The 23,249-nt window shown below is 69.2% G+C and carries 18 protein-coding genes and 2 pseudogenes; 12 read left to right on the top strand and 8 right to left on the bottom strand.

Annotated elements, in window-relative coordinates:
- Window positions 1–105: 105 nt before the first annotated feature.
- The 4 genes from SVTN_RS30110 to SVTN_RS30095 are packed head-to-tail and all read right to left on the bottom strand — an operon-like array spanning window position 106 to window position 4,812.
- Window positions 106–1,479, bottom strand: coding sequence for an acetyl-CoA carboxylase biotin carboxylase subunit (locus SVTN_RS30110; RefSeq protein WP_063782291.1), 1,374 nt, complete (start codon window positions 1,477–1,479; stop codon window positions 106–108).
- 4 nt (window positions 1,480–1,483) lie between these two features.
- Complete coding sequence (locus SVTN_RS30105) at window positions 1,484–1,699, bottom strand: biotin/lipoyl-binding carrier protein (protein ID WP_041131912.1); 216 nt, start codon at window positions 1,697–1,699, stop codon at window positions 1,484–1,486.
- 48 nt (window positions 1,700–1,747) lie between these two features.
- The gene (locus SVTN_RS30100; protein ID WP_052499381.1) at window positions 1,748–3,325 is read right to left on the bottom strand and encodes an acyl-CoA carboxylase subunit beta; all 1,578 of its coding nucleotides are present in this window, start codon (window positions 3,323–3,325) and stop codon (window positions 1,748–1,750) included.
- Window positions 3,322–4,812, bottom strand: coding sequence for an AMP-binding protein (locus SVTN_RS30095; RefSeq protein ID WP_041131911.1), 1,491 nt, complete (start codon window positions 4,810–4,812; stop codon window positions 3,322–3,324). Before SVTN_RS30095 ends, SVTN_RS30100 begins: the two co-directional genes overlap by 4 nt.
- A gap of 181 nt (window positions 4,813–4,993) precedes the next feature.
- On the opposite strand from SVTN_RS30095, the gene SVTN_RS30090 reads away from it, so the two are divergent.
- From SVTN_RS30090 to SVTN_RS30070, 5 genes are all read left to right on the top strand, one after another.
- Window positions 4,994–5,455 (top strand): acyl-CoA thioesterase, encoded by a 462-nt coding sequence (locus tag SVTN_RS30090; RefSeq protein WP_078908555.1) that lies wholly within the window; start codon window positions 4,994–4,996, stop codon window positions 5,453–5,455.
- Window positions 5,445–6,629, top strand: coding sequence for a saccharopine dehydrogenase family protein (locus SVTN_RS30085; protein WP_078908554.1), 1,185 nt, complete (start codon window positions 5,445–5,447; stop codon window positions 6,627–6,629). The genes SVTN_RS30090 and SVTN_RS30085 overlap by 11 nt, the downstream gene beginning before the upstream one ends.
- 340 nt (window positions 6,630–6,969) lie before the next feature.
- A complete protein-coding gene (locus SVTN_RS30080) occupies window positions 6,970–7,326 on the top strand; it encodes a DUF485 domain-containing protein (protein ID WP_159026509.1) in 357 nt (118 codons plus the stop codon).
- Between the two features lie 4 nt (window positions 7,327–7,330).
- On the top strand, window positions 7,331–8,992 hold the full coding sequence (locus tag SVTN_RS30075; RefSeq protein ID WP_052499378.1) for a sodium:solute symporter family transporter: 1,662 nt from the start codon (window positions 7,331–7,333) through the stop codon (window positions 8,990–8,992).
- A gap of 276 nt (window positions 8,993–9,268) precedes the next feature.
- A complete protein-coding gene (locus tag SVTN_RS30070) occupies window positions 9,269–10,678 on the top strand; it encodes a flavin monoamine oxidase family protein (RefSeq protein ID WP_041131909.1) in 1,410 nt (469 codons plus the stop codon).
- A gap of 243 nt (window positions 10,679–10,921) precedes the next feature.
- Here SVTN_RS30070 and SVTN_RS30065 read toward each other — a convergent pair whose 3' ends face one another.
- The gene (locus tag SVTN_RS30065; protein WP_041134387.1) at window positions 10,922–12,358 is read right to left on the bottom strand and encodes an APC family permease; all 1,437 of its coding nucleotides are present in this window, start codon (window positions 12,356–12,358) and stop codon (window positions 10,922–10,924) included.
- A gap of 711 nt (window positions 12,359–13,069) precedes the next feature.
- Here SVTN_RS30065 and SVTN_RS46655 point away from each other — a divergent pair.
- From SVTN_RS46655 to SVTN_RS30050, 5 genes and pseudogenes are all read left to right on the top strand, one after another.
- Window positions 13,070–13,225: pseudogene (locus SVTN_RS46655) on the top strand (SpoIIE family protein phosphatase); the annotation flags it as partial.
- A 158-nt stretch (window positions 13,226–13,383) separates the two neighbouring features.
- Window positions 13,384–13,590 carry a SpoIIE family protein phosphatase gene (locus tag SVTN_RS46650; RefSeq protein ID WP_425429022.1) on the top strand — a complete coding sequence of 69 codons (207 nt, stop codon included), beginning with the start codon at window positions 13,384–13,386 and terminating at the stop codon, window positions 13,588–13,590.
- 4 nt (window positions 13,591–13,594) lie between these two features.
- Window positions 13,595–13,882, top strand: a complete 288-nt coding sequence (locus SVTN_RS46645) for an ATP-binding protein (protein WP_052499376.1) — start codon at window positions 13,595–13,597, stop codon at window positions 13,880–13,882.
- A 321-nt stretch (window positions 13,883–14,203) separates the two neighbouring features.
- Window positions 14,204–15,067, top strand: coding sequence for a phytanoyl-CoA dioxygenase family protein (locus SVTN_RS30055; RefSeq protein ID WP_041131908.1), 864 nt, complete (start codon window positions 14,204–14,206; stop codon window positions 15,065–15,067).
- A gap of 403 nt (window positions 15,068–15,470) precedes the next feature.
- A complete protein-coding gene (locus SVTN_RS30050; RefSeq protein WP_052499375.1) occupies window positions 15,471–16,733 on the top strand; it encodes a cytochrome P450 in 1,263 nt (420 codons plus the stop codon).
- 294 nt (window positions 16,734–17,027) lie between these two features.
- On the opposite strand, the gene SVTN_RS30045 is transcribed toward SVTN_RS30050, so the two are convergent.
- Window positions 17,028–17,966 carry an AraC family transcriptional regulator gene (locus tag SVTN_RS30045; RefSeq protein ID WP_041134385.1) on the bottom strand — a complete coding sequence of 313 codons (939 nt, stop codon included), beginning with the start codon at window positions 17,964–17,966 and terminating at the stop codon, window positions 17,028–17,030.
- 88 nt (window positions 17,967–18,054) lie between these two features.
- On the opposite strand from SVTN_RS30045, the gene SVTN_RS30040 reads away from it, so the two are divergent.
- Window positions 18,055–18,987, top strand: coding sequence for an NADP-dependent oxidoreductase (locus SVTN_RS30040; protein ID WP_218922688.1), 933 nt, complete (start codon window positions 18,055–18,057; stop codon window positions 18,985–18,987).
- A gap of 489 nt (window positions 18,988–19,476) precedes the next feature.
- On the opposite strand, the gene SVTN_RS30035 is transcribed toward SVTN_RS30040, so the two are convergent.
- Window positions 19,477–20,139 carry an IS630 family transposase gene (locus SVTN_RS30035; RefSeq protein WP_218922722.1) on the bottom strand — a complete coding sequence of 221 codons (663 nt, stop codon included), beginning with the start codon at window positions 20,137–20,139 and terminating at the stop codon, window positions 19,477–19,479.
- Window positions 20,140–20,167: 28 nt separating this feature from the next.
- On the bottom strand, window positions 20,168–22,522 hold the full coding sequence (locus SVTN_RS30030; RefSeq protein ID WP_078908553.1) for a SpoIIE family protein phosphatase: 2,355 nt from the start codon (window positions 22,520–22,522) through the stop codon (window positions 20,168–20,170).
- 384 nt (window positions 22,523–22,906) lie between these two features.
- Here SVTN_RS30030 and SVTN_RS42490 point away from each other — a divergent pair.
- A pseudogene (locus SVTN_RS42490) lies at window positions 22,907–23,092 on the top strand (CorA family divalent cation transporter); the annotation flags it as partial.
- Window positions 23,093–23,249 lie beyond the last annotated feature (157 nt).

The following is a 23,249-nucleotide window of genomic DNA, read 5'->3' as shown; positions in this document are numbered from 1 at the left end:
GGCCGATTCGCCCGACCCGGTAGCCACATGATTCGGCAACGGCTCGGGCCCGCGCCACGCACACTTGGGGCGTCACCGGAAGCCCAGTGGTGCACTTTGCACCGGTCACCCGGAACTGTCGGCCCAGGCGTCGGTGGACTTCAACCAGGCCCGGTCCTCGACCAGCTCTCGGCAGGTGCTCGCGCGTTCCCACTCCTCACTCGCGAGGAGTGCGCGATGGAACGGGATCAGCGTCGGCAGGCCCGCGACCACGATGTCGTCGAGGGCCTTGCGCATCGCCTCGGTGGCCGCTCGGCGGTCCTCGCCCCAGGTGATCACCTTGGCGATCATCGGGTCGTAGTAGGGGTGGACGGCGTCTCCGTCGGCGACACCGGTGTCGACCCGCACTCCGTCTCCTACCGGTGCGACGAACCGCTCGATCCGGCCCGGGGCGGGACGGAAGTTCTTGGCGGCCGATTCGGCGTTGATCCGGCACTCGATCGCGTGGCCGTCGACCCGCACGTCGGACTGCCCGAAGCCCAGCGGTTCGCCGGCCGCGATGCGGATCTGCTCCTCCACCAGATCGAGACCGGTGACGAGCTCGGTCACGGGGTGCTCGACCTGGATGCGGGTGTTCATCTCGAGGAAGTAGAAGTCGTCGCCGACGAGCAGTCCCTCGACCGTGCCGAGGGAGTGGTAGTCGGCGGCTCGCGCCGCCCGCACCGCGATCTCCCCGAGGTGTGCGCGCTGGGCGTCCGTGAGCAGCGGACAGGGCGCCTCCTCGACCAGCTTCTGGTGCCGGCGCTGCACCGAGCAGTCCCGCTCGAACAGGTGAACTACGTTGCCGTGCGTGTCGGCGATGATCTGCACTTCGACATGACGGGGGTTGTCGAGGTAGCGCTCCAGATAGACCGTGGGATCTCCGAAGAAGCGCTCGCCCTCACCCGACGCCCCCTCCACCGCGGCGGCGAGCTCGTCGGGTCCGCGGGCCACGCGGAACCCCTTCCCGCCCCCGCCGCTCGCCGCCTTGGCGGCGACGGGATAGCCGATCGCCTCCGCCGTCGCGAACGCCTCGGGTCCGGGATGGATCGGGTCGGTACCCCCCGGAACGACGGGGACACCAGCCGCCGTCATCGTCACTCGGGCCTGGATCTTCGACGACATCATCTCCATCGACTCGGGGCTCGGACCGATGAACACCAGGCCGGCAGCCGCGCACGCGCGGGCGAACTCCGGGTTCTCGGACAGCAGGCCGTAGCCGGGATGGATCGCCTGGGCACCGGTGGCGAGGGCCGCCTCGATGATGCGATCGAACCTCAGGTAGCTCTCCGCCACCGGGGCGGCGCCGATGGGCACGCTCTCGTCGGCCATCCGGACGTGCAGGCTGCCGGCGTCGACGTCGGAGTGGACGGCGACGCTCGCGATGCCGAGACGCCGCAGGGTCGTGATGACGCGTACGGCGATCTCGCCCCGGTTCGCCACGAGGACCTTGTCGAACATGAGCTCAGCCCTCCATCGTCACGAGGAGGTCGCCGTCGGCGACGACGGCTCCCTCGCCCACGTGGATCTCCGCCACGACGCCGTCGTCCTCGGCCTCGATCGGGATCTCCATCTTCATCGACTCGAGGATGAGCAGCACGTCGCCCTCCCTGACCTGGTCCCCCGGTGCCGCGACGACCTTCCACACCGTCGCCGCACAGTCGGCCGCTATCTCATTCATGATTGTTCTCCTCCTTGCTGAGGGTGGTCACGTCGCACCTGGTGGGGCTCATCGGCGACGGCTCCTGTCCTGACCCACCGGGTTCACGGCAGCGGCAAGCGCTCCCTGACCGGCGTCGAGGAACGAGGCCACGACCTCTCGGGTCTCGCGCGGGTCGATCATGTGCTCCACGCCGAACGCCTCGACGGTCCGCCAGGGATCGACGAGGGAGTGCATGCGGGCCTCGATCTCCGCCCGCATCCGGTCGGGATCCTCCGCGGCCTCGATCTCGCGCCGGTAGGCGGCCTCCACACCTCCTTCGATCGGAAGGTCGCCCCACTCGCCGCTGGGCCAGGCCAGACGCAGCCCGAGCCGGTCCGGGTTGGCGGTCGCGGAGACGGCCAGGCCGTACGCCTTGCGCACCTGCACCGTGATGATGGGCACCGTCGCCTCGACGACCGACCGGATCGCGCGGACTCCCCATCGCATGACGTTGGCCCGCTCCGCCTGCGGACCGACCATGAACCCGGGAACGTCGACGAAGTAGAGGACCGGGAGGTGGAAGGTGTTGCAGAGATTCATCAGCCGCACCTGCTTCTCGGCCGCGGCGGCGTCCATCGCCCCACCGAGGTGCTGCGGGTTGCTCGCGAGGACACCGATCGGCATCCCGTCGATCCGGGCGAGACCGGTGACCAGGCTCTTGCCCCACCTGGAGCCGATCTCGAAGAACGAGCCCTCGTCGACCACGGCATTGATCACCTTGGCCGCGCGATAGGCCTGCCGCCGGTTCTCGGGGATGATGTCGAGGAGCTCCGGCGCACGGCGGTCGACGGGATCGTCGCAGGCTGTGCGCTGCGGGAGCTGCCAGACGTTCTGCGGCAAGTAGCCCAGCACCGCGCGCATCTGGGCCATCGCGTCGTCCTCGTCCCGCGCCAGGTTGTCGACGGCGCCGCAGCCGGTCGCGGCGGGTCCACCGCCCAGCTCGTGCTTGTCGATGTCGATGCCCAGTGCGCGCTTCACCAGCGGAGGCCCCCCGGCGAAGATCACGGAGTCCTTGGTCATCACCGAGAAGTGGCTGGCCACGGCCCGCGCCGCGCTGGCTCCCACGGCGGCGCCGCTCACCATGGTCAGGACCGGCACCTCGTCGAGGAGTTCGAACGAGCGGGTCCAGCTCATGGAACTGGTGAGGTAGGCGTGTCCCTTGCCCTCCTGGGCCGCGACGTCTCCGCCGATGCCTTCCACGAACATCATGAGCGGGATCTTGTACTCGTGGGCGAGGTCCTCGACGAAACCTCCCATCCCGCCCTTCATGCGGTCGAGGTAGGACTGCGGAGCACCGGCGCGTACCGTGAAGTCCTCCCCTCCCAGGGCCACGGGTCGGCCGTCCACGCGCGCGAGACCGCAGACGTAGCTCGCGGGAAGGGTGCCGATCCTGTTGCCGAGCGCGTCGTACTCCTCGAAGACGGCGAACTCGCCGATCTCGCTGAAACTGTCGGCAATGGCGTCGATGCGCTCGCGAATCGTGTAGCGGCCCTGTTCCTTCTGGCGTGCCACCCGCCGCTCGCCGCCGAGCCGGCGGGCCCGGGCGCGGCGTTCGTCGAACTCGGACAGGGCGTCCGGCCAGTTGAATCCACCGGGTGTGTTCATCGGGGCACTTCCATGACGTCGGGCGACGTGATGTCGCGGGAGAGCAGGTGTTTCTGGACCACACCGGTCCCGGCGCTGCGGATGAATTCGGAGCCGTCGGTCACCGTCAGGTAGCGCGGCACGGCGAATCGGGGAAGCACCTTGCGGCAGTGTTCGATGAACTCCTCGAGCACCAGGGCCTCCCCTTCCGGGACGACGAAGACCTTGATCTCGTCCTCGCCGCCGTGCTCGTCACGGACGGCGATGGCCACGCACTCCCGGACGCCGGCGGCCAGGTTCAGGCTGTGCTCCAGCTCCCACACCGAGATGTTCTCGCCGCGTCGGCGGAAGCTGTCCGTCCGGCGCCCGTCGAAGTAGAGGAAGCCCTCGGCGTCGAGATGGCCGGAGTCGCCGGTGTGGAACCACAGGTTGCGCCACGCCTCGACCGTCGCCTCGGGTCGGCGCCAGTACCCCAGGGCCGTGAGGTGCGGTCCGCGCGGGCGGTAGAGGATCTCGCCCGTCTCGCCCACGGGAACCGGTCGGTCATTCGCATCGACCACCTGCACCTCGATCGCTTCGTGCGTCCGTCCCGCCGCACCGCGGCGTCGCTGCTCGGCGCTGTCCATCGCGATGCCGTCGCACTCGGTCTGGCCGAAGAGCGTCAGGACCGGGATGCCGAGCCGGTCCTCGAACGTCTCGTAGGCGATCTGCGGAACCGGCGCCCCGACCAGCCGGGTGAGGTGGCGCGGGACCGGCTCGGGCAACTCCGCCTGGGCCAGCATCGAGAGCATCGATCCCACCCCCGTCGCCCAGGTCGCTCCGAAGCGACTGACGTCGGTGAAGTACTCCGAGACGGAGAACCGCTCGCGGAAGGCCATCGAGCCGCCCGACTGCAAGCACGCCGTGAGCTGGACGTGACCGTCCACATGGAAGAACGGCAGCGGGAAGTAGCCGATGTCATCGGCGCTGAGGCCGAGCCGGTCGGTCCAGACCTCGGCCAGGTTCGAGAAGTAGGCACGCGGGAGCATCACGCCTTTGGCCGGACCGGTCGTCCCCGACGTGTAGAGGATGGTCGCGAGTTCGCCGGGACCGAATCCGCGCTGCGCCGCGTCGAGTTCCTCCCGGGCCACACGGTCGACCGGCTCCGCCGTCAGCGCGCTCATGGGCAGGACGTCCCCGACCGCCGCGTCGCGGACCTGCTCCAGGAGTCCGTCCTGACAGACGATCAGGCTGGGGTCGGAGTCGGTCAGGACATGCGCCAGCATCGGGCCGCGCAGCTCGACGTTGACCGACACCTCGACCGCTCCGAGCCACCAGATGCCGAACATCCATACGACCCGGTCGATCGAGTTGCCGCTGACCAGCGCCACGCGGTCCCCCGCTGATACGCCGCGTCGCCCGAGCGCCACAGCCACGCGGCGCGCCCGGTCGGCCAGCTCCCCCACGGAGAGGACCTCACTGCGGGACCGCAGCACCGTGCGGTCGGCGTCCTGGGCGACCGCACGCAACAAATCGTCAACCGGGCTGACGCGGTCGACCGCGGGCGGCCGACACCTGCCGACGTCATTCACGGGGTGGTCCCTTCATCGATCGGGCGGGAGGGGTTTCTTATTTCAGACGCTTGATATAAAACGGTTCTCGCGCATCCGATGTCAAGACCCTGGAGATCGCATTGACCTGGACCACGCCATGAGCTGGACAACGACGGTGCACCCGTGGACGTACGACTTCGACTACCTGGGCCACCTGACCGCCGCCGTCTACCCCAAGGCCTTCGAACAGGCGCGGATGGAGTACCTGCGCGACCGTTGGCGGACCCGCGCGCCCGCGTACGTCGTGGCCTCGCACCGGATGGAGTACCTCAGGGAGATCCTCGAGGAGGACGGCCCGCTGCAGGTCGTCATGCGGCCGGTGCGCGTGGGCCGCTCGAGTTTCGACCTGGCGGAGCTGCTCCTCGACGCCGCGGGCACTGTCCGCAACCGCTCCGAAGCGACGCTCGTGGCCTGGGACGTCGAGGCTCGCCGCTCACGGCCGCTCACCGCGAGCGAGCGTGCTGCGCTCGACGCCGACATCGAGCACGCGTCTCCCGACCGTCTCCAGGACCCGACTTCCGCCGACAAACAGGAGAGTGAGACCCACGATGGCTGCTGAACACCGCACAGGAAAGCGAGTCCTCGTCACGGGCGGCGCGGGAGAGATGGGCGCCCACGCCTGCCGAGTGCTGGCCGGCGCCGAGGAGATCGCCGAGGTCCTCATCGCCGACAGGAACGAACAGGCCGCCAAGGCACTGGCCGACGAGCTCGGCCCTCGGGCGAAACCGCTCGCGCTGGACATCTACGACGCGGACGGGCTCGCCGGCGCGCTCGCCGATGTCGACTTCGTACTCAACACGGCGGGGCCGTTCTACCAGTTCGGTCCGCTCGTTCTGCGTGCCGCGATCGCGACAAGGACGCACTACCTCGACATCTGTGACGACTTCGAGCCGACTCTCGAGATGCTCGATCTCGACGCCGACGCACGCGAGGCCGGCATCACGGCGGTGGTCGGAGTCGGCGCGAGCCCCGGCATCAGCAACCTCCTCGGCGTCCTGGCCATGGACGAGTGCGAGGCGGTGGAGACGATCTACACCTCCTGGCGCGCCTCCGGATTCCAGCGTGCCGAGGTCGACACCGACGTGCGGTCCTCCGCGGCGGTGGAGCACTGGATCCACAACTGCACTGCGACGATCAAGGCGTGGCGCGACGGCGGTCTCGCCGACGCCCAGCCGCTCGAGGAGCGCACGATCAGCTACCCGGGACGGGGAGAGTCCCCGGTCTGGGTCTGCGGTCATCCCGAGCCGCTGACCCTCCCCCGGTACCGCGACGGCGTGCGGGAGTCCCTCAACCTCATGTCGTCCCGTCCGCGGCTGATGGAGGCGGTGATCCGCACGGCGGACCGGGTCCGCTCCGGTGAGCTCGATGTGGCCGAGGCGAGCCAGGCCCTGGTTCTCGAACCGAACACGATGGGATCCGCGGCGGGTCCCGCGCCGTCCCTGCCGGTGCTCTTCGCCGTCGCCGAGGGCACCAGGAACGGCAAGCGCGTACGGGTCGGCGCCAGGCCCCTCGTCGTACCCGACGACAGCATGGCGACCATGACCGGCATCCCCCTGGCCGTGGCGACACTGATGGCGGCGCGGGGTCGGGTCGACCGGCCGGGCGTCCACGGCCCCGAGGTCATCGACGCCCGCACCTTCTTCGACGACCTGGCCCGATACGCGCGCCACAGCTCCGACGGTGAGCGCCCGGCCGAGGTCGTGGAGGTCGTCGTCGAGGAGATCACCACCTGATCACCACGTCCGTAGGGCGAGTCCGGCCACCCACTGCGGCGTCAACGGTGAGGACCTCCAGTGTCCTGCGCCGGCCCGTCCGTCCTCGGACCCCGTGAGTTCTTCTGCCGGAGCGCCGACGCCACCGGGGTTTCGGCGCCGCGGACGCGCATCGCGTGAGTGCAGTCCCTGACGACCTGCCCATCGTGCAGGTCGTCAGGGACTCCCACGTACGGGCCGTGCCTGCGGAGATTCCCGCCTTCACCTGATCCACGTTGCGGTGACGAGCCCGTTCCCTGGTCCCCGCGCCGCCTCGATGCTGCACGCCGCAGCCACCTACCCGTACTCGCCGGAGGTATCCGTGCATCCCCAGTCCCCTCCGAGGTCGCACTACTCGGACGGCTCCTCTCCGCGACACCGTGAAAGCCTCCGCGATGCCATCCGCAGCACGCAGCGCTCCTTCTTCCTCGTCAATGCGGTTCCCTTCGGCATCAGCACCCTGGGCTCGTTCACGGACATACCCGGCACGTCGCTTCACGGACGATTCACCCTGGGTATCCTGTTCGCCATCCTCCAGGTCGTCCTGTTCATCGGCGCTGCCTGGCGGTACGAAACGTGCGCCACGCGCCTGTGCGATCCTGTCGAGAATTCTCTGAGGCTCGGCATGGATCAGTCCGAGACGCCGGTCGCTTCTCCCGCTCATGGGCCCTGGCGGTGAAGCGATGACCTTGCGGACTTTCATCTCGGACACGTTCAGCGGTGAGGGCGTGATCGTCCCGATCGGTTCCGATGCCAGAGGCCCCGTGATCGTCGCCTTCCTGGTGTGCGTCGGATTGTCGATGCTGTGGCTCTTCACGCTCTCCGCCGGTCAGGAGGACCATCCGGAAAGGCTCTACATCGCCGACCGTTCTCTCTCCCCGGTCTTCAACGGAGTCGCCCTGGCGGGCGAGTGGCTCTCGATCGCCACACTGCTGACCATCCCCGCGACCGTCACCCTGTACGGCTACGACGGGATCTCCTTCGGGGTCCAGATCATGATGTCGATGGGGGTGATGCTGCTGCTGGCGCAGAGGATCCGGAACAGCGGTCGTTACACGTTGGGCGGTCTCTTCTCCCTGCGGGCGTCAGGGGCGGCGCCCCGCATCGCCGCGGCCGTGGTGACCCTGGTCATCGCGATCCCCGTGCTCCTGATCCAGCTGCGCGCCGCCGGTCTCAGCGCGGCTCTGCTGATCGGCATGTCGACGCCCGGGGCCCAGGTGGTGTGCACGGTGCTGATGGGCGTCCTCGTCGCCTGCTTCGCCTCGGTGGCCGATCTGCGCGGAATCAGTGTCATACAGATGGTCAAGGTGCCCCTGACCATCCTGGTGCTTGCGGCGATCACGCTGCTGGCCCTCGCCAGGTTCGGGTGGAACCCGGAACGACTGCTCGCGTCCGCGGCGCGCGGGAGCAGTGATCCGGACAGATACATGGCCCCCGGCATGTGGGTCTACACGACGAGCGTCGCAGGGCTCGACAGGTTCGGCGACAACATCGTCGAGGTTCTCGGCATGGCCGTGCTGCCCCCGTTGGTCCTGCGTGTGGCCGCGTCCCGCTCCGGGCGCTCGGCGCGACGCTCCATGAGCATCGCGGCGGGGCTGGGAGGTGTGATCGTCTTCCTGTTGATCGCGGCGGGTTTCGCGACGGCGGCCATGCTGGAGGGCCTGGACGTCACGGCGATCGACGGCAACGGGCAGTCCGCCGTGATCCTCATGGCCGCGGACCTGTTTCCCTACGGCTCGACAGTACGGGTCGTCCTCATCACCGTGATGGCGTGTGTCACTTTCCTCGCGGTGCTCTCGACCGTGACGAGTGCGACTTTCGCCGCTGCCGTCTCCACCGTGCACGACGGACTGGCACACGGCAGGCGCATCGACGCCGAGACCAAGGAAGCATGGCTGCTTCGTCCGGTCATCATCGCCCTCTGCGTCCTGGCACTGACGATGTCCGCCGCCCTGCACGAGTTCCCCATCGACTTCCTGATCATCATCGTGGTGAACCTTTCCGCGTCGGCGGTCTTTCCCGCGCTGGTCTACTCCCTGTTCTGGCGCACGTTCAATCGTCGAGGGCTGTTGTGGTCCGTCTACGGCGGACTCCTGAGCTGCCTCGCCCTCACCATCGCCTCGCCCCCGATCTCCGGTAACTCGTTCGCACTGTTCCCGGACGCGGACTTCAACTGGTATCCGCTCCAGACCACCGGCCTGATCTCCGTGCCGGCGGCATTCCTGCTCGGGTGGCTGGGCAGCCGGAACGGACAAGGAAACTCGGAACACGATTCTCCGCACATCGAGCACCTGATCCTGACGGGGAGAGAAGCCGAACCGAAGGCCGAGGCCCCAAGGGAGTAGCGGTTCACAGCACGCCGCCGGCGCCGAGAAGGCCGCTTTCTCACTCACGGGGTGGGTCCCCGACCGCAGTACGGGTCGGGGACCCACCCCGTGCTCCTGGGGGCCTGCCCGTCGATGCCCCCGAATTCCCGGCGAACAGAACGAAGGGCCCTCCCCAGAGCCTGGTGAACAGTGCACCGCCGGCGGACCGCACCCGGTGGGGGTTGGCGTAGAGCGGTGGCGAAGCCGGTCGCGAAGGTGAACTGAAGCACAAGATCCGGGTAGAGCGAGGAATACATGGAACCTGAGAACTCTACGGTCGACGTGATCGTGGTGGGGGCCGGCCTGTCCGGGCTCGTCTCGGCACGCCGTCTCGTCCAGGCGGGCATCACCTCCCTGCGAGTCCTCGAGGCCCGCGACAGGGTCGGTGGGCGTACGAAGCTCCACCGGCTCGGGAACGGCCGGTACGTGGAGGAAGGCGGCCAGCTGGTCGGTCCCGAGTACAAGCGGCTGATCGCGCTGGGAGAAGAGCTCGGCGTGTCGACCTGGCCCCACAACGAGCGCGGAAAGGCGGTGTTCGAGCGCCGCGGTCGCGTGATCAAGTTCAGCGGATCGATGCCGTGGACCGCCGACCCGCTGGGTTCGGCGGACTTCGCGCGGTCCTTGCTCCGTCTGGACCGCCTGGGCAAGCGCTACCGGGGAGACGAGGCGCTGGGGACGCCGGAGGCGGCCGAACTGGACGCCCTCACCTTCGCGTCATGGGTGAACCGCAGCACCAAGTCGGCCACGGCGCGCACGCTGTGGGCCATCATCGCCACGCTGACCCTCGGCGGTACGCCCGGCGACCTGTCCTTGCTCTTCGTCCTCCGTCATCTGCGCGCGATCGGCGGCGTGGAGACGCTCCTCGCGTCTCTCTCCGGCGGCGACGAACGCTCGTTCACCGGCGGGTCGGCCGAGCTGAGCCTGAGGATGGCCGCCGAACTGGGAGACCGCGTCGTCCTCGATTCCCCGACCCTTGCGATCCGGCAGTACGACGACCACGTCGAGGTCGACACACCCGGCCGGACCCATCACGCTCGACGCGTGGTGGTCGCGATGAGCCCTTCCGACCGCGCGGCCATCAGTGTGGATCCCCAGCTCCCGCTGCCCCAACGGACCATGGGTGAGCGCATGTCGATGCTGCACGCCTACAAGGTCCATGTGGTCTATCCGGAGCCCTTCTGGCGTCGTCAGGGCCTCAGCGGCGCGACCATGAGCGACAGCGCGCCTTTGATGCTGACCTTCGACGACACGCCGCCCGGGGAGAAGCAGGGCGTCCTCGTCGGATTCGCGCGAGGCGACGGCGGGAGGAGTGTGGATCTGCCCGACCCTATGCCGACCGACCCGGTCCGGCGTCGTGAGGCGGTCCTCGCGGGCTTGGCCCGTGCGTTCGGCGAGGAGGCCCTCCATCCCGACGAGTACCACGAGATGAACTGGACGGAGGAGCGCTGGACGACGGGATGCGTCCCGACCTGGCCGCCGGGGCTCCTCACCACCAGCGGGCCGGGCTACGCCGAACCGGCCGGGCGTCTGCACTTCGCCGGTTCGGAGACCTCGCCCAGGTGGGCCGGCTCGCTGGAGGGTGCCGTCATCGCCGGGGAACGGGCGGCGGCCGAGGTCGCCGCCCTGGCCACCGCGGAGGCGGCCGGCGTCCCGGCCTCCCGCTAGCCACCGGACGGCGGTGGAGGCGCCGGCGGCGCCTCCACCGCGTCCCAGCCGTCGCAGACTCGGGGCGGACCCGGTTCGGGCGGACCTTCTCGACGCGAAGGGGCCGCGGGCAAGCCACTGCCCGCGGCCCCTTCGCACGCCTTCCCGCCCCCGCCGAGCCGGAGCACAGACCGGAGCCGGACGCCCGGAAGGGGCGGTGGGTGCCTGGGCACCCACCGCCCCTTCCGGGCCATCACCAGCGGCTCAGCCTTCGGCCGCCGCGGGTTGCCGCGCACCTCGGCGTCGAAGAGAGCTCAGCGCGATCAGAGCGAGGACGACGACGACAGCGACCACAGCGATCCACGCCATGGAATCCGCCGGGGCCGCGGGAGGGTTTATCCAGCCGTTCGCATAGGTCCAGGCCATGGCGGCCCCGCCGAGAACGGCGGACATCCACAGGCCCGGGCGAAGCTCACCAGTCCGGCGCGTCAGCACGATGGCACCCGCGGCGATCAGCACGTACGGCAGGGCCCATATGTACACCAGCAAGGTGGTGAGGGCGTTGTAGGCGGATGCCACGTCGCCGACCAGGAACACGGCGGCCGAGATGAACGTGAAACAGGCGACGGCGAGCGACACGATGGCCACATGGGGGCTGTGGAACTTCGGGTGGATGCGCGTCAGAAACGCCGGAAGGAGTCCGTCCTCGGCCATGGCCAGCGCGAATCGGGTGCCGTAGTTGACGAAGGCGATGAGCGAGGAGAAACACGCGGCTGCCAGCACGAGGTCGGTGGCCGCCCCCACGGTCGTTCCCAGACCTGCCTGCACAGCCAGGGCCGCGGGTGGTGATGCCCCCGCGGCCAGTTGGCCGCCGGCCTGCAGGAGACCGGGAACCTGCAGAATCGTCGCGACGGTGTAGACGGCACCCAGCACGACGGGCACCGCCATGATGGCGACGGGAACATTGCGCCGGGGATCACGCGTCTCGGCTGCCAGCGCCGCGCTGCTCTCGAAGCCCACGAGGAAGGCGATGCCGATGGCGACGCCACGAAGCGTGGAGCCCAGGCTGAACTGGCCGAAGTCGAACTGCGTGGCGAGCTGAAGACCGGTGTGCCGCGCGCTGGCGATGGTGATGAAGAGGACCAAGGGGATGGAGAGCACAGCCAGGCCGACCACGATGAGCACCGAGCTGTCCAGCCCGCGGTACGCGATGGCGGACGCGATCAGGAAGGCGAGCGCGAAGATGACGACCTGGGTGGGGAACTCCAGGGGCGACAGGTCCGTCGGGTCTGCCTGACGACCGTGCACGAAACTGCCCACGAAAAGGCCGACGAGCATGGCGAGCCCGCCGACCCCGCAGACGAAGCCGCTCACCATGGCCGCTCCGGTCAGGTAGCGCGCCCACGGCCCGAAGACTTCGGAGATGTAGGAGTACAGCGAGCCCGTCGCGACGAATCGGCGTGCGAACACGATGATCGGGCGTCCGATCAGCACGACGCAGACGGCGGCGAGCAGCGTCGCGTGCCAGGCCGTGGCATTCCCGGTCGCGGTGAGGACCAGCGTCGGGACGAGGGCGATGCCGACCGCCGGGAAGAACGATGCCAGGGAGAGCGACACGAGCGTGCCTCGACCGAGGTGCCCGGCTTCGAGGTGCGGGGTTTCGACTTGCTCCCCGGCGCCCTTGCTCCCGGTGCCGCTCATCGGAGGGCTCCTACGGCGGAGGGCGTGCTGGTCAGGAGCCGGCTCGGGGGTGCGGCGCACGGCACCGCACCCCAGTTCCATCCGGTCATGTCGATTTTCCTGCCTGTGAGTGGTGGACTTCCGCCGGGGATTCGTGGCACCAACGGCGATGTGATGCGCAACACTGCAAGCAGAACGCGCACGGGCCCAGCGGCAATATGGACCGTTGACGCCGCACGCCCGGTGCACACTGCACATTCAGCGGATCGCCGTCGGCAGGGCTCGCCCCGGCTGGGGCCTCGCGCGGTCCAGCCGTCCCTTGACCCTGCATCCTTTCGGTCACTCACCGTGACGATGGAGCATGCTCAGCTGCGCCGCATCGCACCGCTGTCCGCCCACGACGGGAACCCCCGTCGTCACAGGGCGGACACACGCCTTCGCGGCGAAGCCGGCAAGGGTCCTGAGCACCGTGCAACCCCTGCTGCGCCAGGTGACGACATCCCCCGCTCCCGCATGCTGGACCCCAGCGGCGGAAGGCGACGTGCCTCCGGGCGTCCCCGGATTCCATTCGGTCATACTCCTGCCTCTGCAGGCACGCGGAAACACCCTGGGGCTCGTCCAGTTCTTCCGTGACCGCGCCGCGGCGCCGCTACGTGCCCAGCGGCTCCCGCGCGGGCGTGGACGGTGATGGGTACGACGTGATCGCTGTCCGGAGCCCGCTTGGCGCTCGTCGTGGGCGATGTCGTCGGCCACGGCCTGAACGCCTCCGCCACCATGGGCCACCTGCGCACGGCCGTCCGCACTCTCGCGGACATCGATCTGATGCCGGACGAACTGCTCACGCACCTCGACGACGTGGTCATCCGGCTGCAGCGTGAGGAGGGGCTGGATGATAGTGAGCTCAGCGCCACCTGTCTGTACGCGGTCCACGACCCGGTGTCTCGCCTCGCTCCCTGGCGAGTGCCGGTCACGTCCTGCCGGCCTCGGGAACCCCGTCGGTCACCTGGGGCGGTGGGCCGGCCTCCACGTCGGTGGACTTCGCCGGGATGCCGATCGGCCCGCCCCTCGGTCTGGGTGGGCTCCCCTCCGAGACGGCGCAGTTCGAGCTACCGGAAGGGAGCCTGTCGGCCCTGTGCACCGACGGCCTCATCCAGAGCCGTACAGGAGACGCGGACGCGCCGCGCACCGTGCTGCGCGACGTCCTCACCCGGCGGCCACCGCCGGGGCCCCTGCGTTCACGAGTGATCGCCTGACCGCGTGGGCCTGGAGGAACTCTCCTTCACCACGGAACTCGTGGTCAACGAACTGGTGACGAACGCGATCCACTACGGCAAGACCCCCATCCAGTTGCGGCTGATCCTCCAGTCCTCGCTCACCTGCGAGGTCTTCGACGCCAGCAACACCGCCCCTCACATGCGCCGCGCCCGGACCTTCGACGAGGGCGGCCACGGCCTGCTGTTCGTCGCACAACTCGCCGAGCGCTGGGATGCGCGACACAGCCGCGAGGGAAAAGCCATCTGGGCCGAACAGCCCCTCCCGGCCTGAGCCTGGCGGATGCCGTCCCAATCTCGCCGGTGACCGGCCCTCCACGACATCCTCCGGTGTGCCGACTCTGATCCATGAGACACAGGCTTCCTGAAGAAGGGCGCTGAATCGGCCGGAGCGGCCACGCCGGAGGGCTGCTCGGCCCCACAAAAGCCCACGGTGCACTCTGCACCGTCCACAGCATCACAGCGATGCGCAGCGACGTGGATCCCAGTATCGATCGAGGCCAGCCTGAGAGCGACGTCACTCAGCCGTCATCCGACGGCAACCGGGCGCGGAACACTTCCGCGGCGGGCAGTTCAAGTGAAACGGATTGTGCCCATGCCTGAAGCCACCACTGCGTGCCTGCGCAGGGTCGGCAGCAACGCACCGATCGACGAGATCCTCGGCATCATGCGCGAGGACGGCGGGGTTATCGTCGAAGGCTTCCTCACCTCGGACCAGGTCGCGCGTTTCAACGCGGAGGTCGAGCCCGCCCTTTCCGGGATCCGTCCCGGAGCAACGGTCGACGACAAGGCGGTCAAGGAGTTCTTCGGTTCCAACACCAAGCGGCTGACCAACCTGATCACCCACAGCGAGGTCTTCCGCAAGGAGATCATCGACCATGACCTCCTCCACGGCCTTGCCGATGCCATCTTCCTCGAGGAGTGCGGCAGCTACTGGATGGTCACCGGGCAGGTCATCGAGGTCGGCCCCGGCAACAGGGCGCAGCCCCTGCACCGTGACCTGGAGAACTGGTACCCGTTCATCGGCATGGGTCCGAGCGGGCCGGAGACCGGCGTCAACTTCTTCTTCGCCCTGACCGAGTTCACCGAGGAGAACGGGGCCACCCGGGTGATTCCGGGCAGCAACCACTGGCCGGACTACGAGGACCGCGGCACCCCGGCGCAGACGATTCCGGCGATCATGAACGCTGGCGACGCCCTGCTGTTCAGCGGCAAGACAGCGCACGGCGGCGGTGCCAACGTGACCACCGACTTCTACCGCCGCGCGCTCAGCATCGGGTTGTCGCCGAGCATCCTCACCGGCGAGGAGGCGTACCCTTTCCTCGTCTCCATGGAGACGGCCCGAACCCTGTCGCCCCGAGTACAGAGCCTCATCGGCTTCCGGTCGCAGTACCCGATCGGCAACCCCGGCCTCTGGATGAGCGATTACCGCGAGCTCGCCGACCACCTGAAGCTCTGAGCATCACCTCATCGATGTTCCGGCCGTGTCACGGACCATCCCCCTCCCTTCGGGCACCCGCCCCGGGTGCCCGAAGGGCATCGGCACGGCAAGGACGCGTGCTGACCGTTTGCTGACCCGAAGGCACATGATGACCCCGAACTGCAGCGACGCCAGACAGCTAGGTCTTCGACTTGAACATGGTGCGCGGTACGAAGCAACTCACAGATTGTCTGCTCCCTGCATGCCTTTGCAGGTCAAGGGCGGTTTCTAGAGCCGACAACGGTTCACATGCCTGGTCAGCAGTCCCCAGGTGTCACAGAGCTCACGCCGACCGATCGCCGACTTCCCCGACGTGTCGGCAGGATGGCGGGGCCGGGCACACCCGGATGGTGCCGGACCACGTGCGTGTTAGCGTCCGGCCGTGACTCCCCCGGCCCTCGACCTGCCCGCATCTGCCGCGACATCCCGGCTCGACCTGTTCGGGGACGGGTTCGTCCGCGACCCCTACCCCTGGCTGGACGCGCTGCGGGCCGACGCCCCCGTGCACCGGGACCCGGGCACCGGGCTGTGGCTGGTCAGCCGGTACGACGACATCCGGCGCGTTCTGCTGGACCCGGCGGCGTTCCGCCCCGACAACGCGCAGGACGCCGTCACCCCGCTGTCCGTGGGCGTGCTGCGGGTACTGGCCCGGGCCGGCTTCAAACTCCCGCCCGCGCTCGCCAACAACGGCACCGACAGCCACCACGGTCTGCGGCGCGTGGTCACCCGGTTCTTCAACGCCCAGCGCGTCGCCGCGGCCGTCCCCGTCATCGAGCGCATCGCCGACGAGCTCCTCGACGCCGCTCGGCGGCGCCTCGACGCGACCGGCTCCTGCGACCTGTTCGAGGCCTACGCCCAGATCCTGCCCTGCCGGGTGCTGATGGAGCTCCTCGGCATCGACGGCGTCGACCCCGCCACCCTGATCCGCTGGAGCGACGCCTCGCTGGAGCTGTTCTGGGGCAGGCCCACGCCCGAGCGGCAGCTGGAACTGGCCGTGCTCGCCGGCGAGTTCCACCAGTGGCTCACCGCCACCGTGAGCACCGCCCCGGCGCGGCCCGGCAGCTTCGTCGAGGCGCTGACCCGCCACCGCCTCCCCGACGGCCGACCGGTGGACGTCGAAACCGCGGTCGGCGCCTGCTTCTTCGTCTTCGTCGCCGGCCAGTCCACCACCGGGCAGCTCATCTCCACCACGCTGCACCGGGCCCTGACCGAGCCGGGCCTGTGGGCGCGCGCGGCCCACGAACCCGGCCTGGCCGAGGCGTGGGTGGAGGAAGTGCTGCGCCGCGAACCGCCGGTGACCACCTGGCGCCGGGTGGCCGCCGAGCCCGTGGCGCTCGGCGGCGTGGACGTCCCCGCAGGGGCACGGCTGCTGCTGATGCTCATGGGCAGCGGCTCGGACCCGGAGGTGTTCGACGCCCCGGACCGGATGTGCCCGCACCGCGCCAACGCCCGCCACCACCTGTCCTTCGGCGTGGGCCGGCACCGCTGCCCGGGCGCCTCGCTGGCCCGCACGGAAGCCGCCGTCGCCCTCCGCGCGGCCGCCCGCCGCCTCCCGCACGCCCGTACCGCCCCGACGGCCGAGCAACCGCCGATCCTCGGCCTGCTCTCCTTCCGCGCCCCCCTACAGGTCCATGTGACCGCCTAGTGCTCCAGCAGAATTCCGCTGTCTGACCTGGTCTTTTCTCCGGGTTTCGGGAGTGTGGCGGGACTTCGATCGTGCGCGATCCCGGCATCAGCAGCATGACCCAGGTGATCAAGGGGCTACACGATGCCGGCGAGTTCGACGACGTCTTCCAACGGCTTGCGGATGAGTAATCGACGAGTTGCGATCCTGAAACGATCAGTCATGCTACCTGCTCTCCGGTTCGATGGTGTCGGCGTACACGGGAACGTACCCGGCCGCGTACGACTGAACGTGTTCAGGCGTGGCCGCTCCGGGTCAGCCCTTCCGGCGGTAGGTTCCGGGCGGGGTGCCGTGCGTGCGTTTGAACGTGTGGGCGAAGGCGAACTCGGACGTGTAGCCCACTTGGGCGGCAACCGATCTCAGCGGCGCGTCCGAGGTCCGGAGCAGTCGTGCTGCCGTGGTCATCCGCCACCAGGTCAGGTAGGCCAGGGGTGGCTGGCCGACCAGCCGGGCGAAGCGCTTGGCGAAGGGTGCCCTGGAGAGCCCGGCTTCCGCGGCGAGCTTCGCCACCGTCCACGGTGCCGCCGGGTCACGGTGGATGGCGTGGAGGGCCGCGGTGACCGGCGGGTCGTTCAGCGCGGCGGCCCATCCGGTGGTGTGGCCCCCTCTCAGGGGCCGTTCGTCGAACCAGATGCGCAGAATATAGAGCAGAAGTGTGTCCAGGAGCGCCGGGACGACCGCGTCCGTGCCCAGGCCCGGCTTTTCCAGCTCGGCGGCGAGGAGCTTCACCGCCGAGCCCAACTCGGCACGGCGGCCCGGGTGCGCGGGCAGGTGGATCAGATCCGGTAGGGACAGCAACAGCGGGTGGGCACGGGACGGATCGAGCTGATAGGCCCCGCAGAGCAATACGGTGACCGGACCGCCGTCTCCGCTCCTGTCGAGGCTGTCCGATGCGTAGGCGTCGTACGGTTCCGGGTCGTCGGGGGCGCAGGCAGGGGTCGCCACCGGGGTCTCGGGGCTGTCGGCCAGGATGTGCCCCTTGCCGTGCGGCAGGAACACCACGTCTCCCATGCCCAGCCGGATGGGTTCTGTGTCCGCGGGCAGGAGCCAGCAGGAGCCCTCCAGGACCACCTGGAAGCCCGCCGACCCCGGTACGGAGGAGAACTCTTGTCCCCACGGGGCATGCCATCGCACATACGCCGACCGGGGCCGGCCCGTCCGCGTCACCGCGACCACATCGCTCAGTACATCCATGCCCCGAGCGTAGAGCGCGAGACGATCACGTATGAACGGGGCAGTCTCACACATGGATCGTCCTCATCCGCCCTCGTAGATTCACGGCATGACGACGATGAAGACCGCACGCATCCACGAGTTCGGCGATGCCTCCGTGATCCACTACGACGACGTTCCGCGTCCGCGCCCCGACTCCGGCGAAGTGCTCATCCGTGTCGCCGCCAGCTCGTTCAATCCCACCGAGGCCGCGTTGCGTGCCGGACTGCTGCAGTCGTTCTTCCCCGTGGACTTGCCCTACGCGCTCGGCTGGGACGTCGCCGGCACCGTGGCCGAGATCGGCGCGGGGGCGGAGGGGTTCGCCGTGGGCGACCGTGTCGTCGGACGGCTCGACGGCGGCGGTGCGGCTGCCGAATACGTCCGGGCGCCCGCCGCCGTGCTGACCGCGGCACCGAAGTCCATCCCGCTCGCTCACGCCGCAGCGCTTCCTGTCGCCGGCCTGACGGCGTGGCAGGCGGTGTTCGAGCACGGAAAGACGGCCCCGGGCCAGCGGGTGCTGGTCAACGGCGCGGGTGGCGGCGTGGGGGGCTTCGTTACGCAGCTTGCCAAGTACGCGGGGGCCGAGGTGATCGCCACGGCCGGTCCCCGGAGTACCGAGGCGGTCCTGCGACAGGGGGCGGACCACGTCCTGGACTACACCGCTCGACCGGTGAGCACCGCGCTCGACGGCCCGGTGGACATCCTGCTCAACCTGGTGCCGCTGAGCCCGCAGGACGCCGCGGCTCTGGTGCCCCTGGTACGGCAGGGCGGACGAATCGTGTCGATCGCAACCCCGATCGAACCGCCTCTCGACGCCGGCGTGAGCGCGATGCACATGGTCGCCCGCAACGATGTGGCGGACCTGAGGGCGCTTGTGGACCTCGTCGACGCGGGCACAGTCTGCATCGACATCAGCGCATCGCGTCCTCTGTCCAACCTCGCCGACGTCCACCGTCTCAGCCAAGTGGGCCGGACCCGGGGCAAGGTCCTCATCATCCCGTGAGTCCAGGTGGCCGGACCCGGAATCCGAGTCTCGCGGACGCGCGGCCGCTGGGTACGTTCCCCCGTACCTGGCTGAGCACGTTCACGTGTACGCCGACAGATGGCCTTGATGCGCAGGCCAGGGCATGACATCGCCATTGGTGGTGCGGCGTCCCTTGCCGGTGGGCAGATCGTCCCAGTGAGCTGGGCCTCTTCGACGACGGGGACTCCGCGGGCCATCACCCGGGGGTGGGTGGCCAGCAGCTTCTCCCCGCCGGCACCCGCGACGGTGGACTGCGCCATGACCCTGCGTTTTGGCCCGGATCTCCATCGACTCACCCGCGATCCGAGCTTGCCGACGGGCACCACCTGATCGGTTCGCCTCGCACGACAGCTCAGAAGTGCCCGTACCGGGTCGGGGGCGAGAGCCTCGTGCTTGGAGGGACTGGTGACCCGACTGGGTTATTCCATCGGCAATTGGCCCGGGGGCCGACGCCGGAGGTCATGTTGATCAGAAACTCATGGGGTTCTCATCCACGACGTAGCGGACGTGGGGGCCGCCGAAGTAGCCGCGGACGATGTGGGGCTGACGCTGGCGCCTGTGGAAGAACCTGCGGGTTTCGGCGGCGAGTTCGGTCTGGTTCCTGGCCCGGTGGGTGTGGGGCAGGCTGCGTTTGAGGTCGGCGTTTACCAGCTCGTCCGGGTTCAGTTCGGGTGAGCACGAGGGCAGGAAGCGCAGCTCGATCTGGGCCTTGCGGCCGGCGAGCCAGGTCCGGACGCTCTTCGAGCGGTGGGCCGAGTGCCGGTCGACGATCAGGTGAACCTTGTGGTCGAAGTGCCCGACGATGCGGGCGAGGAAGCGGCACATGGCCTTCGCGTCGAAGGTCTCGGTGAAGACCATGAAGTGCATCCGGCCGCGGGTGCTGATCGCGGACATCGCGTTCGTGGAGAACCGGTTCCCGGTGCGGCGGACGACCGGAGTGGCGCCTCTGGCGCCCCAGGTGCGGCCGGTGACCTGGTCCGAGCGGATCCCGACCTGGTCAGCAAAGAGGACTTCACCGTTCTCCGCCCTCGCCCTGGCCCGGATCGCCGGCCAGGTCTCCTCGCGCCAGAGGCGGACCGCTTCCGGGCCCTGCTCGACCGCCCGTTTGTCCGGACGCTGGAAGGTATTGATCCGAAACAGTGACTGTCTCTGATTCGTTTCAGACGCCGAGTACGTCGCCGAAGGCGTCGAGGCCGCCGGCGTCCGTGCCGATCGGGACCTCGGCCCAGATCGTCTTTCCCTCGCGCGTGTAGCGCGTCCCCCACTGGTCGGCGAGCTGGGCGACCAGGAACAGTCCGCGGCCGCCCTCCTCGTCCGGCCGTGCCCGCCGCAGATGCGGCGAGGTCTCGCGGCCGTCCGACACCTCACAGATCAGCGTGCGGTCCTTGTCCCGCAGGAGCCGCAGGTCCACCGGTGGAGCCCCGTACCGGATGGCGTTGGTGACGAGCTCGCTGACGATCAGCTCGACGGCGAAGCCGACGGCGTCGAGGCCCCAGTGCTCCAGCTGGGCATTCGTGGCCGCGCGGGCCTCCGCCACCTTCGCCGGGTCCGGGTCGATGCGCCAGCTGGCCATGTCGTCCTCGGCCAGGGCGTGCACCCGGACCAGCAGGAGCGCGGCGTCGTCGCGCGCGTCGGCCGGGAGCCCGGACGCGACGATCCGGCCCCGGATCCCGGCCGGGCGAAGACCGGAGGACTCGGCCAGGGTCCGGCACAGCTCGGCGACTCCGGCATCGGGGTCGTGCTGGGCACCCGTCACCAGTCCGTCCGTGAACAGGGCCAGCAGACTGCGCTCGGCGATCTCGAACTCCGCGGATTCGAACGGCATGCCTCCGACACCCAGGGGCAGGCCGACGGGGATGTCCAGGGGTGCGGCGGGGCCACCTGGGGCGACGAGGACCGGGGGCAGATGACCGGCGCTGGCCACGGCACACCGTCCGTGGACGGCGTCGTACACGAGGTACAGGCATCTCGCACCCACCGCCGGGTCCATGCCGTTCGTCTCTTCGGGGTCGATGCCGATGCGCGCCTGCCCGACCAGGTCGTCGACCCGGCTGAGGAGCTCGTCCGGTGCGAGGTCGAGCGCGGCCAGGGCTCGCACGGTCGTCCGCAACCGCCCCATCGTCACCGCGGCATGCAGCCCATGGCCCACCACGTCGCCCACCACGAGCCCGACACGGGCGCCGGACAGCGGGATCACGTCGTACCAGTCGCCGCCGACCCCCGTGGGCCCCTTGCTGGGGACGTAATGGTGGGCGGTCTCCACGGCAGTGTGCTCCGGCAGCTCCTGCGGGAGCAGATTGCGCTGGAACAGCAGGGCGGTGGCATGCTCTTGGGCGTAACGCCGTCCGTTGTCTATGCACACCGCCGTGTGGGCGACCAGCTCGGTGGCCAGGGCGCGGTCGGCATCATTGAAGGGGCCCCTCGTCGCGGTGCGCAGAAGGGTGACAACCCCGAGCCTCATCTCTCCGGCCACCAGAGGAAGGACCAGCTGCCTGTCGCCGGGGGAAAGGTCCTCCGTCGGTACGCCTTCGTGACCCGTGGTACCTCTGTGGGTGACCCGCCTCAACGGTTTCGAGACGCCCCAGGGACCAGGTTCCTCTCCGGTGAGCACGGGCTCCGCCAGGTCGACCCATGCCGCGTCCGTGAGATCGGGGACGGCCACGGCGACGAACTCCTCGCACGTCCGGATCCCGTCCAGTGTCGTTCCGATGCTGCTGGAGCGGCTCAGCAGCTCAAGGCGTCGTTGGGCCTCGTAGCGCTCGGTGATCTCGAAGGCCGATTCGCCTACGCCCAGGTGGTGACCGGCGGCGTCCTGCAGGCGGAAGTAGGAGCAGGACCAGACGTACCGATGGACGGGGTCACCCGGCAGGGGGCTTCGGAAGTGGAGGTCGATGACGGGTTCGCCGGTGCGATAGACCTGATCGATCACCGATTCGAACGACCGGCCTCGGAGATCCGGGGAGATAATCTCGCCCTCGGGGAGGATGTCCCGCACCCGTGCGCCGAACCAGTCATCGCGATAAAGGCCGAACCGGTCTTCCATCGCGGGGTTGACCCACTTCACGCGACCGTCCGAGCCGATCACGGTCAGCGAGATCGGCGACTGAGTGGACAGACCGGCCAGCATGGCCTGGTCGGTCACCCAACGCTCCATCCGCTCGGCCGCGACGGACAGGATGCCCCAGGCCGCAGTCGCCGGTCGAGCCTCGCCGGGCCCCAGCCGCAGGACATACAGCACCACCTCGACGACGCCCCCACCGCGTTTACGCAAGGCCCGTTTCTCGCCCCAGGACTCGACGGGGACGTCCGGGTCGAGGAGAGGGCGTCCGTCCACGGGGACGAAGAACCTGCGGGCCGGCTTTCCGAGGACATCGTCCGCCAGATACCCGTAGAGTTCCTGGGCCGCGGCGTCCCAACCGATGACGTCGCCCCGTTGGTCCAGCACAACAGTGGCCATGACCCCCGGGCTGAACGGAGTGCCGACCTGCTGCTCTCCTGCCCCGGGCTCTGTCATGGCGGCCTCCAGAGGGACGGATCCCCCCTCGTCAGGCTACTCGGCGTAGGCAGGGAAGCGCTCGCCGGAACCGAAAGCCTCACGCGCTCCCGCAACCCTTCCCACAGGAGGCGGGCGCGAGGCTTCTGCGACCCTGCCCGCCTTCCACTACGGTCTGCAGCCCCTTGTCTGGTTCGGATGAGGCCTCTCACCAGCGGTGTTGCCTCTCTGGAAGCGGTGCTCACTGGGGAGAATCCGGGGAGAACGAAGGTCCGTTGGGGAGCCGCTGGGGAGAACCGACCGCGTAAAACAGCATCATCATGAAAGCCCCAGAAACGAGCAAAGCCGCAGGTCAGACCCCCCTGTACGGCCATCTGCGCAGGTCAGCGCGTTGAGGGCGACGACTTCAAGAAGATCTCGGCCTGGGCGGCCATCCTCTTCGCGCCGACGCTGGTCGGCACCATCTACGGCATGAACTTCGACAACATGCCGGAGCTTCACTGGGCGGGTGGGTATCCGTTCGCGGTCGGCCTGATGGCGGTCGTCTGCACCAGTCTGTACATGATTTTCAAGCGGCGGGACTGGCTCTAGGGAGCGATCGACCCTGCGGGAGGCTGCGGAGTCCCTCCTCCGGAGGCCGGGCAGGTTTCCGGCCCGGCCTCCGGAGGAGGGCCATGCCGGGTCCGGGGGCTGCTCGTGCCGATGCGGCCTCCGGCGCCGCTCGGGCAGTCCTTCACCTTTTGGTGAT

This window comes from Streptomyces vietnamensis (assembly GCF_000830005.1).
GTDB classification, from domain to species: Bacteria; Actinomycetota; Actinomycetes; order Streptomycetales; family Streptomycetaceae; genus Streptomyces; species Streptomyces vietnamensis.
This window is presented reverse-complemented; position numbering and strand designations above follow the sequence as displayed.

Bases quoted from the DNA above. Each gene is read 5' to 3' on its own strand.
- SVTN_RS30110 (WP_063782291.1), bottom strand. From the start codon at position 1,479: ATGTTCGACAAGGTCCTCGTGGCGAACCGGGGCGAGATCGCCGTACGC.
- SVTN_RS30105 (WP_041131912.1), bottom strand. From the start codon at position 1,699: ATGAATGAGATAGCGGCCGACTGTGCGGCGACGGTGTGGAAGGTCGTC.
- SVTN_RS30100 (WP_052499381.1), bottom strand. From the start codon at position 3,325: ATGAACACACCCGGTGGATTCAACTGGCCGGACGCCCTGTCCGAGTTC.
- SVTN_RS30090 (WP_078908555.1), top strand. From the start codon at position 4,994: ATGAGCTGGACAACGACGGTGCACCCGTGGACGTACGACTTCGACTAC.
- SVTN_RS30085 (WP_078908554.1), top strand. From the start codon at position 5,445: ATGGCTGCTGAACACCGCACAGGAAAGCGAGTCCTCGTCACGGGCGGC.
- SVTN_RS30075 (WP_052499378.1), top strand. From the start codon at position 7,331: ATGACCTTGCGGACTTTCATCTCGGACACGTTCAGCGGTGAGGGCGTG.
- SVTN_RS30070 (WP_041131909.1), top strand. From the start codon at position 9,269: ATGGAACCTGAGAACTCTACGGTCGACGTGATCGTGGTGGGGGCCGGC.
- SVTN_RS30065 (WP_041134387.1), bottom strand. From the start codon at position 12,358: ATGAGCGGCACCGGGAGCAAGGGCGCCGGGGAGCAAGTCGAAACCCCG.
- SVTN_RS46650 (WP_425429022.1), top strand. From the start codon at position 13,384: ATGCCGATCGGCCCGCCCCTCGGTCTGGGTGGGCTCCCCTCCGAGACG.
- SVTN_RS30055 (WP_041131908.1), top strand. From the start codon at position 14,204: ATGCCTGAAGCCACCACTGCGTGCCTGCGCAGGGTCGGCAGCAACGCA.
- SVTN_RS30045 (WP_041134385.1), bottom strand. From the start codon at position 17,966: ATGGATGTACTGAGCGATGTGGTCGCGGTGACGCGGACGGGCCGGCCC.
- SVTN_RS30040 (WP_218922688.1), top strand. From the start codon at position 18,055: ATGACGACGATGAAGACCGCACGCATCCACGAGTTCGGCGATGCCTCC.
- SVTN_RS30030 (WP_078908553.1), bottom strand. From the start codon at position 22,522: ATGACAGAGCCCGGGGCAGGAGAGCAGCAGGTCGGCACTCCGTTCAGC.